Raw genomic sequence first — 13,318 nt, 5'->3', positions numbered from 1 at the left:
TTCGATATACCGAACAGAGTCCGGTTGACTGGACAACCGGGGAGCTCAAGGCGCGACCGCCTCCGGCCATTCCCTCAGACCGACAGAACGTGATGGCAGCGCGTGATCGGGACAGGCGTAGTTGGTTCACGCAGGCATGGACGTCCCGTTCCCTCCATGGCGTGAGCGAACCGTGCGGTCCTGCCCTGCGCTCGCGGCCGTCCGGCATCAGCGCGCGGCGCCGGGTTGTGGCCCGTGGGACGAACGCGGATGGTGGAGGTGCGGGCGGTCCCGTCACACCGTCCGCCGGACGCGCGGGCCCTTCGGGCCGTTCCGGCCGTTCAAGCTGGTCAGGCAGTCCGTGCAGTGCATACGTCCCGGAAGGTGCAGGTGAACGTGGTGACCACCGATCCCTCTTCAGTCGCCGGAGTGCAGGTTCCCGATACGGCGCTGGCGCGCGAGGCCACCCAACTGGTCCGGGACACCACCAGCGAACTCGTCTTCCACCATTCGCGCCGCGTCTACTGGTTCGGCGCCCTACAGGGCCGCAACCGCGATCTGGGTTACGACCCCGAACTCCTCTACATCGGCGCAATGTTCCACGATCTCGGGCTCGGCGAACGCTTCCGTACGAGCGGGCGCCGCTTCGAGGTGGACAGCGCGGACGAGGCGCGGCGATTCCTGCAGGGGCACCATGTCCCGGAGGACAGCGTCCGCAGGGTCTGGACGGCCATCGCACTGCACACCACACCCGGTGTCCCGCAGTTCATGGAGCCCGAAGTGGCGCTCGTGACGGCCGGGGTCGAGTACGACGTACTCGGCATCGGCTACCGGGACATCTCCGAGGAGGACCGCTCCCGGATCGTCGCCCTGCACCCGCGGCCGGACTTCAAGCAACGCATTCTCGGCGCGTTCACCGACGGCATTCGCCAGAAGCCGGAAACGACGTTCGGTAACGTCAAGGCAGATGTGCTGGAGCACTACGTGCCGGGTTTCGAGCGCGGCGACTTCGTCCGTACGATCCTCGACTCGCCCTGGCCGGAATGAGCCGGGTCGCCGCGGCAGCCGTCGCGGTGTCGGCCCGCCGGGTCAGCGGACCTGGCTGATCGCGGTGCGAAGCATCGCCACGGTGGTCGCGGCCGCCGCACGTTCCGCATCGTCGCTCGTCGCCCGCACCCGCTCCTCCAGCAGCACCACCGCCGCCTGCAGTACACCGACGCGTACCGGAACGCTCTGCATCGCCGCCAGAACCGCCGCTGCCTGTTCGGCCGGCGTCGCAGTCGCGGCCTGCGGGATGAGGGTGGAGATACCGCGCCCGAGCGCACGGTCACGAGGCGGCTGAGCCGCGGCTGTGGTCACCGCAGAAGTCTGCCGCACCGGGTGGGCCAATTCGGTCAGCGGCCTGGCCGCTGCGCCCCGGCACCGTCCTGGGCATGCGCGTACACGCGTCTCAACAGGACTGCCAGCTGTGTGCGTTCCGCCTCCGACAGGGGCGCGAGAAGGTCCTCCTGGACGGCCAGCGCCTCGACGTGCAGGCGGTCGAGCAACGTGCGGCCCGCCGGCGCGACGGTGACCATGACGCGGCGCCGGTCCGTTGTGTCGCGGGCCCGCTGCACAAGTCCGGCGACCGAGAGGTCGTCCACGATCTTCACGATGTCGCTGCGGTCGATCGAGAGCCGGGCCGCCAGCTCCCGTTGCACATGCGGGCCGAAGTCGACCAGTGCCGCCAGGACGGCCATGTGCCAGAGCCGCAGTCCGCGCTCGGTCAGCCGCTCCGCAAGCCGGCCGCGGGCCACTTTCCCGGTCCTGGACATCAAGTAGACAGTGAGCCCCAGGAGGCTGGGCGGGGTCTCGTTCATGTTCATCACATATATAGTAGGTCGTCACCAATGATGGGTGCACACCCGTGAATGAACGTGGACGCCCTGCACCCCCGGCTACTGGTCAGCGGGTTCGTCGAACGTTCCGCGCCTGTCCCGGCCGCCGGGGCCCGGCGGCCGGAGCGGTCGGTGATACGGGTGCGGTGATCAGGCCTTTGTGCTGCCGAAGTCGAAGACGAGGCGCGCCGACACCGTCCCCTTGAGGACTTCGTCGATCGAGGTGTTGATGTCCGCCAGATCGCGGCTCTCGCGAACCACACGGGTGCGGCCGAGCCGGTGCAGCCGGAAGACCTCGGCCAGGTCCTCGCGGGTTCCGACGATCGAGCCGACGACCTTCGTGCCGTTCAGCACGGTGTCGAAGACCGGAAGTTCCAGTTTGCCCTCTGCGGGGAGTGCCACGAGGACGAGGGTGCCGCCGCGGCGCAGCGCACCGTAGGCCGCGCTGAACGACTCGTTGCTCACCGCGAGCGAGATCGCCGCGTCGGCGCCGCCGAGCCGGTGGGTTTCCTCGGCGACGTCCTGGACGCGGGCGTCGATGACGTGATCGGCGCCCAGTTCCCGGGCGAGGGCCAGCTTCTCGTCGGTGACGTCGACGGCGATGGTCTCGGCGCCGAAGATCCGCGCGTACTGCAGGGCGAGGTGCCCCAGCCCGCCGATACCGGAGACGAGGGCACGGGTGCCGGGGCGCGCCCCGGAGAGTTTCACCGCCTTGTACGTGGTGACGCCCGCACAGGTCAGCGGCGCCGCGTCCAGCGGATCGATGCCGTCGGGCACGGGCACGACGTAGTTGCCGTGCGCGAGGGCGTACTCGGCATGGCTGCCGTCGACCGAGTAGCCGCTGTTCTGCTGCTCCAGGCAGAGCGTCTCCCAGCCGGAGACACAGTGGTCGCAGTGTCCGCACGCCTCACCGAGCCAGGGGATGGCCACCCGGTCCCCCACCGCGAGGTGGGTGACCTGGTTGCCGGCCGCCTCGATGATTCCGATGCCCTCGTGACCAGGGACGAAGGGCGGACTCGGTTTGACCGGCCAGTCCCCCTGGGCCGCGTGGATGTCGGTGTGGCACAGCCCCGAGGCCTCCATGCGTACCAGGACCTGATGCCCGGCGGGGCTGGGCAACGGCCTGTCCTCGACGACGAGAGGTTCGGTGAAGCTGCGGACGACTGCGGCTCTCATGGGTACTCCTCCGCTTCGGTGCTTGTGTGCCCGGCTTGCTGCGCGCGAACGCACCCACCAGGTACACAAGCTTCGAAACAGAGTATTTCGGATGGCTTGTTATCGCCTCTCCTCGCCCTCGGCCCGGTCGCTACTCCCTCCTCCCCGGTCCGGTCGCTACCCCCGCGCCCAGGTGTGCATCGCGGCCCGCGAGGAGAACTTCGCGACGTCCTTGTCGAGAGGATGGTCGGTGTACTGGTGGATGCGCCAGGACGCCTTGATGCGAGGCTTGCCCGCGGTGACGTAGTCGGCGATCCACAGGCCGTCCCCGGCGTACGACGTGGTGTCGTGGTTCAGCCAGAAGTATCGGTTGCAGTACAGCAGGACCCGGTGGTGCGGCCGCAGTCGTTTGACCTCGCGGATGAACCGGTCCTTCTCGGCATTGCTCGCCCGGGTGCCCTCACCGTTCTCCTCCCAGTCGACGGCCAGCAGTTCCCCTGCCTTCTCCGGCGCCCTGCTCAGGAAGTACGCCGCCTGCGCCGTGATGTTCCCGGGCCACAGGAAGTGGTAGTAGCCGACGACGCACCCCGCGTCCCGAGCGCGCTTCGTCTGCTCTGCAAGATGCGGGTTGACGTACGAACGCCCTTCGGTGGCCTTGATGAGGACGAAGTCCAGTCCGTCCGTGTCGAAGGACGACTGATGAGAGCTGACATCGACACCATGGAGCATGGGCACCGCCTTCAAGTGGTTCACGTGATTCCGCTTCCTCGTCCGTTAAGTGCCCGCGACTTGCGGGTCCCATCCGTCGGCGTGGTAGAGGAATCGTTTCGCCGTCACCCGGAACAACCCCGGGCGGGAGCGGGCCGGTGAACCGGCAGTAGTGAGTCGGTGAACCGTCAGGACCCCGTTCACGTCACGCGGACACCTTCGGAAGAACGCCGAGGGATGCCGGAGCAGGTGGCGGAGGGTCTCTTCCTCCGCTTCGCTGCCCTGAGCACGGCCCGGCACTATGCGCGGCCGGACCCGTCCTGGGCCCAGTCGGCCTGGGCCCCACCGGCCTGGAGCCGCTGCGGGGCGTACGCACCCGGGCGGACGGTCTGGACACCGCACTGGTGCGAGGCCCCGCCCAGGCCGTACGGGAACTCGCCGCCGCGGCGGATCCGTCCACCGGCGGCTACCCCTCGTCGTCGGGACGGGCCGGCAGGCTGTCCATGAAGGAGCTGACGGAGAACACCGCGCGTCCCGGACCCGGCTGGCCGTAGCCGGGGGGCGAGCTGAGCCCGTACTCCTCCATCGTCGAGCGGTAGGCGTCCAGCAATCGGATGTGGTACTCAAGCGGCGCGCCGTCCGGGTTGGTCTTCCCCAGCGGGGTGGTGGGCTCGGGGCACCAGGTGGTGAAGCGGGGCGTGATGCCGTGCGACATGAAGAACCGCAGGCCCTCGGTGGTGGATTCGATGGCCTCCTTCACCGTGGTGAAGCCGAACGGCTCAGCCATCTCCACGCCAGCGACGAAGTTGGGAATGACATTGCGGGCGCCGAAGACCTCGGCGGAGTCCAGGATGCGGCGGTGCCATTCGTCGCGGCCGACGTAGCGCTCCTTGCCGGGGCAGTACAGCTCGAACAGCCGGGGGTCCCACACCTCGTAGTTCGGGTGGTAGATCTGCACACCGTAGTCGTGGAACCGCTGCACATCGGCCTTGGGAAGGGCCTGGGCGACGACCTTGCCGATCCAGCGGCCGGGGAAGCGCTCCTCGATGGCCTTCGCGTACCGGCCGTAGAAGTCGGCCTCGTCCCGGCCGCCGATGTGGGAGGTGATGGCACCACCGGTGAGGGTGTAGGCCGTGGAGGTCTTCGCGGTGTCGTACCGGTCGATGATGGCCAGTGCCTCAAGGACCTCCTCCACCGGCTTCACTCCGGTGTACGGGCGGCCCGCGGCCTTGTGCTGGCGCCAGTTGTGGTTGATGTCACAGTACTGGCACTCCTCCTTCGCGCCGAAGTACTGGCATACGCGGAAGACCGTCAGATAGACGAGGTAGCCCCACTGGATGGTGGGCGCGACCTCCATCACGGACTTGCCGTTCTCCAGCTTGTGCCGGTAGTAGTCCGGCATCGGGGGGAGTCCGACGTCGGAGATCCACCTGCCGTCGAGGTAGAGCCCGAGCACGCCGTCGGCGTCGGCCGCGACCCGGTAGGGAGACGCCGGGTTGACCCGCACGGAGACGACGGTGCGCCGCAGCTCGTACGGACCGCCGGTGAGGACGATCTCCTCCGGCGGCCGGCGCAGGGCTGCGGCCCCCAGCTCGGGCAGGGTGCCGTGGTCGAAGGAGAAGATGAAGTACGACTTCGGCTTGACGTCACCGTCCTCGTTGTCACTGAGCGCGGACTCGTCGAAGGCCAGGCCGCCGCGCAGCAGGTCCTCCTTGATGACGGCCTCCCGCGGCACGTGCGGGAACTGCTCCATGAGCCGTTCGATCAGGCGGGTGCGGCTCGCGTCGGTGCTGCCCGGGTCGGTACGGCTGGGGTCGGTGCGGCTGGACATGTGCGGGGCTCCTCGGTCCGGTTGTCGAAGGTGTTCCAGATACGTCACCCTGTGCAACGAACCACGGGCCCGAAGCGTTCTCGATACCGGGCGCCGGTTGCGGGGCCACCGGTCCGGTCCATGGGTTACTGCCGCCACGATCCGTGTGACCCGTGAGTAGGGTGTGGGGCCCGGGAGCCCGCCGGCCGTCCGTGCGGTCGGCCCGACGCCCGGTGGTTGCCGGAGCCGGCCGCGGATCGGAAGTGCTTCATGCCCCGCACCATGTCCGTGTCGGACAGCATCGTGGTTCTCGCCGCCCCGTCGGCCGTGTACGAGCAGATCGGCGACCCGACCGCGATGGGTCGCTGGAGTCCGGAGAACCGGGGCGCGAAGGTGCTCGGGGAGCGCCGGGACGCGTATGTCGGCATGGTTTTCGAGGGCCGCAACAAGCGCGGAAGGATGCGCTGGACGACACGGTGCACGGTGACCGCGGCCGATCCGGGCGAGCGGTTCGCCTTCCGGGTTCACGCCATCGGTGCCCGGCGGCCCCGGCTGCCCGGCGCGATCGCCACTTGGGAGTACCGCTTCGAGGCCGTGGACGGCGGCACACGGGTAAGCGAGACCTGGACCGACGACCGCCGCGGCCAGCCGGACTTCCTGGCCGACGCCTTCGGCCGGGTGGACACCCGGGGGCACACGTTCGCCGAGTTCCAACGCGGCAACATCAGGACCACTCTCCAGCGGCTGAAGGCGGCACTGGAGGCCCCGCTGGACGGGGATGCGCCCCGACCGTAATCGTTCGGGCGCCCTCAACTCTCCCAGTGCTCGGGGCGGCTGAGCGACGGAGGGAGCCGGGTGGCCGCGTTCCCCCGGGCGGCGTTCAGCTGTGACTGCGTCAGGAAGAGTGCTCCGGTCAGGTCGGCGCCGGACAGTTCCGCGTCCCGGAAGTCGGCGCCGATGAGGTCGGCCAGCCGGAGATCGGCGCCGGTGAGATCCGCCGCGATGAGGTAGGCGCCGCGCAGGTCGGCACCGCGCAGATCCGCGCCCTTGAGACGGGCGCCGATGAGGTCGGCGCCGCGGTGGTTGCGCTTCTTCTTGCGAGGAGCGGTGGCGCGTACGAGTTCGCTGGTGCGCGAGAGCAGGGCGGCGACCTCGTCCCGGTGAGCCGAGACGTCCAGGTCCGCGAAGGCGTCCGCGTCGAGGCGGGTGAGGCGTTCGGTCGCGTCTAGGGTGCGGCCGATGTCGCCGTGAAGGGGGCGGGCCGGTACCAGGGCGGCCGCCTCCGTCAGATACCAGAGCAGTTCGTGGAGCTGCCGCATGACCGGGAAGACCTGGAACATCTGCTGGGCACTCTCCGGGGCCCTGCGCCAGTCCCGTCCGCCGAAGGTCTCCGCGGAGACCTTCTGGCCGGCGCCGAAGCAGTCGTACACGGTGCAGCCCGGAAAGCCCTCGGTGCGCAGCCGGGTGTGGATGCCGCAGCGGAAGTCGTCCTGAAGGTTGCGGCAGGGTTTACCGGCATCCTTGTTGATGGCGAAGTCCGCGGACCGGGTCAGGGTCAGCGCGACGCAGCACAGCCCGAAGCAGTTCCCGCAGTCGGCGCGCAGACCGGCCCGGCCGGAGCTGTCCGCGCGGTCGGGGCCGGGAACTCGGTCGTCGTGGGGCACGGTGCCTGGATCCTCCGGTGTACGGGGTTCATGGACGGTCGAGCCTACCGAGTCTCACCGTGCGCCTGATCCACGCGGTGTCCTTCACGGAGCGGCCTGCCGGGCCGGGCGCGGGGACGGCGGTTCCGTAACCGCCGAACGGGGGCCTCCCCCACGAGCCGGGCAGCTCCGCGCGCGACAATGGTGCATTGTGCATCTTTACAGGAGGTGGCCACCATCGTGGAAAACGCACCTGTCGACAGCATTCCGGCCCGGCGCATACTGACCGATCCGGCGGGTCTGGCCCGGTACCAGCACGACGAGGCCGAGTGGGCGCCGTACGGAATGCCGCTGGCCGTGGTACGCCCCGAGAGCACTGACGAGGTGCGTGATGTGGTGCGCCACTGTCTCGCCCACCGCATTCCGCTGGTGCCACGCGGTGCGGGCACCGGTCTGTCCGGCGGCGCCAACGCCGTCGACGGGGCGATCATCCTGTCGTTCGAGGACATGAACCGGATCGTCGACATCGACGCGGCCGAGCGACTCGCAGTGGTCCAGCCCGGTGTGGTCAACGACGATCTCCGGGCGGCCTGTGCGGAGCACGGGCTGTGGTACCCGCCGGATCCGGCCAGTTCACCCTGGTCCACCATCGGCGGGAACGTCGCGACCAACGCCGGGGGCATGTGCTGCGTCAAGTACGGCGTGACGCGTGACTACGTGCTGGGCCTTCAGGTGGTCAACGGGCTCGGCGAGGTCGTCTCGCTGGGCCGCCGTACCGCGAAGGGTGTGGCGGGATACGACCTGGCCGGGCTGATGGTCGGCTCCGAGGGCACCCTTGGGGTGATCACGGAGATCACCGTGCGGCTGCGTCCGGCACGGCTCCAGGAGCGCACGGTGGCGGGATACTTCTCGTCGGTGGTCGCAGCCGGTGAGGCGGTGAGCGCCGTGACGGCGTCCGGCGTCATCCCGTCCGCGCTCGAACTGGTCGACCGGCACTGCCTCGCCGCCGTCGACGCCTGGAAGAAGATGGGGCTGTCCGCGGACGCGGACGTGGTGTTGCTCGGCCGGGTCGACACCCCGGGGGCCGAGGGTGACGCCGAGGCCGAACTGGTCCGGGAATGTTTCGAACGGGCCGGGGCGAGCTGGGCCGCGGTCTCCACCGACCAGCAGGAGGCCGATGCCCTGTTCCAGGCCCGGCGGCTGGCCTATCCGGCGCTGGAGCGGCTCGGCCCGGTCCTGACCGAGGACATCTGCGTACCGCGGACCGCGGTACCGGAGATGCTGGCCCGGATCGAGCGGACGGCGGCCCGGCACGGCATCCTGATCGCCAACATCGCCCATGCCGGCGACGGCAATCTGCATCCTTTGATCATCACGCCGCCGGGTGACGAAGCGGCACGCGCCCGCGCCCAGTCGGCATTCGAGGACATCCTGGACGACGCGCTCGCGCTCGGCGGCACGGTCACGGGCGAGCACGGGGTCGGGCTGCTGAAGATGCGCGGCATGAACAAGGAGCTGGGACCCGCGGTGCTCGGCATGCACCACGCGGTGAAGGCGGCACTGGATCCGCACGGCATCCTCAACCCGGGCAAGGTGCTCGGGGGCGGCATCTGACCTTCTTGTTCGCGTCCGGGGCCGCGTTGTCAGTGGGGCGGCGCACACTGACAACCAATGTGTACGGGCGAAAGGGGGAGGCGGATGAACGCCGACGAGGGAACCGTCTTCGAACCGGCGACCGGGGAGGGTCCGCCACCCCCGGGCCCCGCGGATAGGCGTACCGCCGCGGTGCGGACCGCGTTCGCCGGGATGCTGCAGATACGGCGGCTGACCAACACCGGGCACCCCGCCCCGGAGACCGTCCCGGCCCCGTGGGAACTGCACAGGCCCGTAACGGCGATCGCCCTCGCGCTGGAGGCATCGGGGCTGCCCGCGTCCGCGGTTGACGCGTCGGGGCGGCGTACGGCGACGGGGTACCGCGTGGAACCCGGCACCCCCTCGGGCACCGTACGGGTCGAGTGGCTCGGCCCTTCCGGGAGCGGGGCTGCGCACGAGGAGGACGGCGAACTGACCCGATGCGCGGCGGCGCTGCGGGAGTTGGGCTGGACGGCGCTGCTGTACCGCGGGCCGCGCCGTCGAAGATTCCTGGAGGTCGAACCACCAACCGGTTCTCGTCGGCCGGACGGCCGATAGGGATCGCACCCGAGCCGTCACCGAGGGGTGTTGTCAGACCCAGGAGGGATGCTTGGGGGTCCGACACCACTGACGTGGAGGTGCTGAGATGCGCAATGACGAACTGGCCGCGGCGCAGGCGTACGTCCGTCTGCTGGAGGCCACCCGGGCCGCCCTCTCCGATCCGGATGACGCCCCTCTGTACATACCGTTGCTCGCCGCACCGATCGAGGAGGCGGACGGCGCGCTGCGGCGGGCCGGGCTCTCGGGCAACGAGTCCCGGTTCTTCGGCCTCGTCCGGACGCTCCACCCGCGCATGTCGGGCAGCGGGCGCTGAGCCGTGCCCCGCGAAAGGCCGCCGGAGGGGGCCGGGCGCCACGGGGCCGGGGTCGCCGGATGTGACTCCGGGGCCCGCCCGGCTCAGCGGTGACACCCCAGCGGGAATCATCGGCCCGGACGGCGAGTGGGCCGCCCGGTGCCCACCTGACGGAACGCCTTCCTGACCGGGCCTGCCCGGGAACTCCCCCGGGCAGGCCCGGTCCGTCTTTGGCCAGGTCGCCCCGATCCGTGGTGAATTGATTCAAACCAACGGGAAGATGGGCAAGCTGTTGACTAGTCGTTGCCGCCAAACCTAGCGTACGTTCCTGATGAAACGATTCACATCTGACGGCTGTGGTCGCCGGATGACTCTGCTTACGAGGTGTTCATGTCTGATGTGTCGGCCGTCAAGGCAGCCCTGAAGTCTCAGGTGATCGAGACTCCTTCGTGGGGTTACGGCAATTCGGGAACGCGTTTCAAGGTGTTCGCACAGCCGGGGGTGCCGCGCGACCCGTTCGAGAAGATGGAGGACGCCGCGCAGGTCCACGCGTTCACCGGGGTCGCGCCGAAGGTGTCGTTGCACATTCCCTGGGACAAGGTGGCGGACTATGCCGCACTGACCCGGCACGCCGAGGGCCTCGGGCTTCGGATCGGCGCGATCAACTCCAATGTCTTCCAGGACGACGACTTCAAACTGGGATCGGTCACCCACCCCGAGGCGGCGGTGCGGCGCAAGGCGACCGATCATCTACTGGAGTGCGTCGACGTCATGGACGAGACCGGTTCGCCCGATCTCAAGCTGTGGTTCTCCGACGGCACCAACTACCCCGGGCAGGACGACATCGTCGCCCGTCAGGACAGGCTTTCCGAGGCGCTGACGGAGGTGTACGAGCGGCTGGGCGAGGACCAGCGGATGCTGCTGGAGTACAAGCTCTTCGAGCCGGCGTTCTACACCACGGATGTGCCGGACTGGGGCACGGCGTACGCGCACTGCCTGAAGCTCGGCCCGAAGGCCCAGGTGGTCGTGGACACCGGGCACCACGCACCGGGCACGAACATCGAGTTCATCGTGGCGCTCCTGCTGCGTGAGGGAAGGCTCGGCGCGTTCGACTTCAACTCCCGCTTCTACGCGGACGACGATCTGATGGTCGGCGCCGCCGACCCCTTCCAGCTGTTCCGGATCATGCACGAGGTGGTCAAGAACGGCGGTCTCACGTCCGAGACCAACGTCAACTTCATGCTCGACCAGTGCCACAACATCGAGGCGAAGATCCCCGCGGTGATCCGGTCGGTCGCCAATGTGCAGGAGGCGACCGCCAAGGCGCTGCTGGTGGACGGGGACGCGCTCGGCGCCGCGCAGAGGTCGGGCGATGTGCTCGCCTCGAACGCCGTCCTGATGGATGCGTACAACACCGATGTGCGGCCACTGCTCGCCGAGGTGCGCGAGGAGCAGGGGCTGGGCCGTGACCCGTTCGCCGCCTACCTCGCCTCCGGCAACCAGGAACGCATCGCCGCCGCCCGGGTCGGTGGCACGCAGGCCGGCTGGGGCGCCTGACCCGCCGGTACACCCTCCCCTTGCCGTCAACGCACTTCTCACCTCAGAAGGAACCCTTATGACGTCCGCGACGCACGCCGAGGTCGCAGCGCTCCTGGAGCGCGCGCACCGGATCGGCTCCGATCCCCGCAACACCAACTACGCCGGTGGCAACACATCGGTGAAGGCCGTCGGAGCCGATCCGGTCACCGACGGCGGGACCGAGCTGCTCTGGGTCAAGGGTTCCGGGGGTGACCTCGGCACCCTGACGGAGACGGGTCTCGCCGTGCTCCGCCTGGACCGGGTCCGCGCCCTCAAGGAGGTGTACCCGGGCGTCGAGCGCGAGGACGAGATGGTGGCGGCCTTCGACTTCTGCCTGCACGGCAGGGGCGGTGCCGCGCCGTCCATCGACACCGCCATGCACGCCCTGGTCGAGGCGGCGCACGTCGACCACCTGCATCCGGATTCGGGGATCGCCCTGGCGTGTGCGGCCGACGGCGAGAAGCTGACCGCCGAGTGCTTCGGCGACAAGGTGGCCTGGGTGGGCTGGCGCCGGCCGGGGTTCCAGCTCGGTCTCGACATCGCGGCCGTGAAGGAGGCCAACCCGCAGGCGGTCGGCGTGATTCTGGGCGGTCACGGAATCACCGCCTGGGGCGAGACGTCCGACGAGTGCGAGCAGAACGCCCTGTGGATGATCCGTACCGCCGAGACCTTCCTTCAGGAACACGGCAGGGCCGAGCCCTTCGGTTCCGTACTGCCGGACCGGGTGGCACTGTCCGCGGAGCTGCGCCGCGAACGGGCCGCGCAGCTCGCGCCGCTGATCCGCGGTCTGGTGTCCACGGACCGCGCCCAGGTGGGTCACTTCACCGACGCCGAACCGGTGCTGGACTTCCTGTCCCGCGCCGAGCATCCGCGCCTCGCCGCGCTGGGCACCTCATGCCCGGACCACTTCCTCCGTACGAAGGTCAGCCCGCTGGTCCTCGACCTTCCCTCGGACGCTCCGGTGGCCGAGGCCGGGGCACGGCTGAAGGAGCTGCACGAGGAGTACCGTGAGGCCTATCGCGCGTACTACGAGCGGCACGCCACTCCCGACTCCCCCGCCATGCGTGGTGCGGATCCGGCGATAGTGCTGGTGCCCGGGGTGGGCATGTTCTCCTTCGGGAAGGACAAGCAGACCGCCCGCGTCGCCGGGGAGTTCTACCTCAACGCCATCAACGTGATGCGCGGTGCGGAGGCTGTCTCCTCCTACGCGCCGATCGAGGAGTCCGAAAAGTTCCGGATCGAGTACTGGGACCTGGAGGAGGCCAAGCTGCGACGGATGCCGAAGCCGAAGCCGCTGGCCACCCGGGTGGCGCTGGTGACCGGTGCGGGATCGGGAATCGGGAAGGCCATCGCGCACCGGCTGGCCGCCGAGGGCGCGTGCGTGGTCGTCGCGGACCTGAACGGGGAGAACGCCGCCGCGGTAGCCCAGGACCTCGGCGGGGCCGACCGGGCGGTCGCGGTGACGGTCGACGTCACCAGTGAGGAGCAGATCGCCGAGGCGTTCAGGGCCGCCGTGCTCGCTTTCGGCGGTGTGGACCTCGTCGTCAACAACGCGGGGATCTCCATCTCCAAGCCGCTGTTGGAGACGACCGCGCGCGACTGGGATCTGCAGCACGACATCATGGCGCGCGGTTCGTTCCTCGTGTCTCGGGAGGCAGCCCGGGTGATGCGGGCTCAGGACCTCGGCGGCGACATCATCTACATCGCTTCAAAGAATGCCGTGTTCGCGGGTCCCAACAACATCGCGTACTCGGCGACCAAGGCCGACCAGGCCCATCAGGTGCGGCTGCTGGCGGCGGAGCTCGGTGAGCACGGTATCCGGGTGAACGGCGTCAATCCGGACGGCGTGGTGCGTGGTTCGGGGATCTTCGCCGCCGGCTGGGGCGCCCAGCGGGCGGCGACGTACGGCATCGAGGAGGAGAAACTCGGCGAGTTCTACGCCCAGCGGACCCTGCTCAAGCGCGAGGTGCTGCCCGAACATGTCGCCAATGCCGTGTTCGCCCTGACCGGTGGCGACCTCACGCACACCACAGGTCTGCACATCCCGGTCGACGCCGGTGTGGCAGCGGCCTTCCTTCGATGA

Annotated in this window: 13 protein-coding genes; 7 read left to right on the top strand and 6 right to left on the bottom strand. The window is 69.4% G+C overall.

The window, feature by feature from the left end:
- Window positions 1–378 precede the first annotated feature (378 nt).
- Complete coding sequence (locus FHX80_RS34300; protein WP_244318784.1) at window positions 379–1,026, top strand: HD domain-containing protein; 648 nt, start codon at window positions 379–381, stop codon at window positions 1,024–1,026.
- A 42-nt stretch (window positions 1,027–1,068) separates the two neighbouring features.
- Here FHX80_RS34300 and FHX80_RS34295 read toward each other — a convergent pair whose 3' ends face one another.
- The 5 genes from FHX80_RS34295 to FHX80_RS34275 form a co-directional block, all read right to left on the bottom strand.
- On the bottom strand, window positions 1,069–1,338 hold the full coding sequence (locus tag FHX80_RS34295; protein ID WP_145768364.1) for a hypothetical protein: 270 nt from the start codon (window positions 1,336–1,338) through the stop codon (window positions 1,069–1,071).
- A gap of 35 nt (window positions 1,339–1,373) precedes the next feature.
- On the bottom strand, window positions 1,374–1,838 hold the full coding sequence (locus FHX80_RS34290) for a MarR family winged helix-turn-helix transcriptional regulator (protein ID WP_145768417.1): 465 nt from the start codon (window positions 1,836–1,838) through the stop codon (window positions 1,374–1,376).
- Window positions 1,839–2,006: 168 nt separating this feature from the next.
- Entirely contained in the window at window positions 2,007–3,032 is a 1,026-nt protein-coding gene (adhP, locus tag FHX80_RS34285) for an alcohol dehydrogenase AdhP (protein ID WP_145768363.1), read from the bottom strand.
- A gap of 156 nt (window positions 3,033–3,188) precedes the next feature.
- Window positions 3,189–3,740: a glycoside hydrolase family 25 protein gene (locus FHX80_RS34280; protein WP_145768416.1), complete on the bottom strand. Its 552-nt coding sequence runs from the start codon at window positions 3,738–3,740 to the stop codon at window positions 3,189–3,191.
- 445 nt (window positions 3,741–4,185) lie between these two features.
- The gene (locus tag FHX80_RS34275; RefSeq protein ID WP_145768362.1) at window positions 4,186–5,550 is read right to left on the bottom strand and encodes a radical SAM protein; all 1,365 of its coding nucleotides are present in this window, start codon (window positions 5,548–5,550) and stop codon (window positions 4,186–4,188) included.
- A gap of 249 nt (window positions 5,551–5,799) precedes the next feature.
- Between FHX80_RS34275 and FHX80_RS34270 the strand changes: the two genes are divergently transcribed.
- Window positions 5,800–6,324, top strand: a complete 525-nt coding sequence (locus tag FHX80_RS34270) for an SRPBCC family protein (RefSeq protein WP_145768361.1) — start codon at window positions 5,800–5,802, stop codon at window positions 6,322–6,324.
- 14 nt (window positions 6,325–6,338) lie between these two features.
- Here the strand turns inward: FHX80_RS34270 and FHX80_RS34265 are convergent, their stop codons facing one another.
- Window positions 6,339–7,193: a pentapeptide repeat-containing protein gene (locus FHX80_RS34265; RefSeq protein ID WP_145768360.1), complete on the bottom strand. Its 855-nt coding sequence runs from the start codon at window positions 7,191–7,193 to the stop codon at window positions 6,339–6,341.
- 219 nt (window positions 7,194–7,412) lie between these two features.
- Between FHX80_RS34265 and FHX80_RS34260 the strand changes: the two genes are divergently transcribed.
- The 5 genes from FHX80_RS34260 to FHX80_RS34240 all read left to right on the top strand — a co-directional run bounded on the left by FHX80_RS34260 (window position 7,413) and on the right by FHX80_RS34240 (window position 13,318).
- Window positions 7,413–8,786, top strand: coding sequence for an FAD-binding oxidoreductase (locus FHX80_RS34260; RefSeq protein WP_145768359.1), 1,374 nt, complete (start codon window positions 7,413–7,415; stop codon window positions 8,784–8,786).
- Between the two features lie 84 nt (window positions 8,787–8,870).
- On the top strand, window positions 8,871–9,362 hold the full coding sequence (locus FHX80_RS34255; RefSeq protein ID WP_145768358.1) for a hypothetical protein: 492 nt from the start codon (window positions 8,871–8,873) through the stop codon (window positions 9,360–9,362).
- An 88-nt stretch (window positions 9,363–9,450) separates the two neighbouring features.
- Window positions 9,451–9,678, top strand: a complete 228-nt coding sequence (locus FHX80_RS34250) for a hypothetical protein (RefSeq protein WP_145768357.1) — start codon at window positions 9,451–9,453, stop codon at window positions 9,676–9,678.
- A gap of 369 nt (window positions 9,679–10,047) precedes the next feature.
- The gene (rhaI, locus tag FHX80_RS34245) at window positions 10,048–11,214 is read left to right on the top strand and encodes an L-rhamnose isomerase (RefSeq protein ID WP_145768356.1); all 1,167 of its coding nucleotides are present in this window, start codon (window positions 10,048–10,050) and stop codon (window positions 11,212–11,214) included.
- A 58-nt stretch (window positions 11,215–11,272) separates the two neighbouring features.
- Window positions 11,273–13,318, top strand: a complete 2,046-nt coding sequence (locus FHX80_RS34240) for a bifunctional aldolase/short-chain dehydrogenase (protein ID WP_145768355.1) — start codon at window positions 11,273–11,275, stop codon at window positions 13,316–13,318.

The sequence above is a fragment of the Streptomyces brevispora genome (genome assembly GCF_007829885.1).
Taxonomy (GTDB): Bacteria; Actinomycetota; Actinomycetes; order Streptomycetales; family Streptomycetaceae; genus Streptomyces; species Streptomyces brevispora.
Note: the sequence above shows the minus strand (reverse complement) of the source record. Positions and strands in the feature narration are given on the sequence as shown.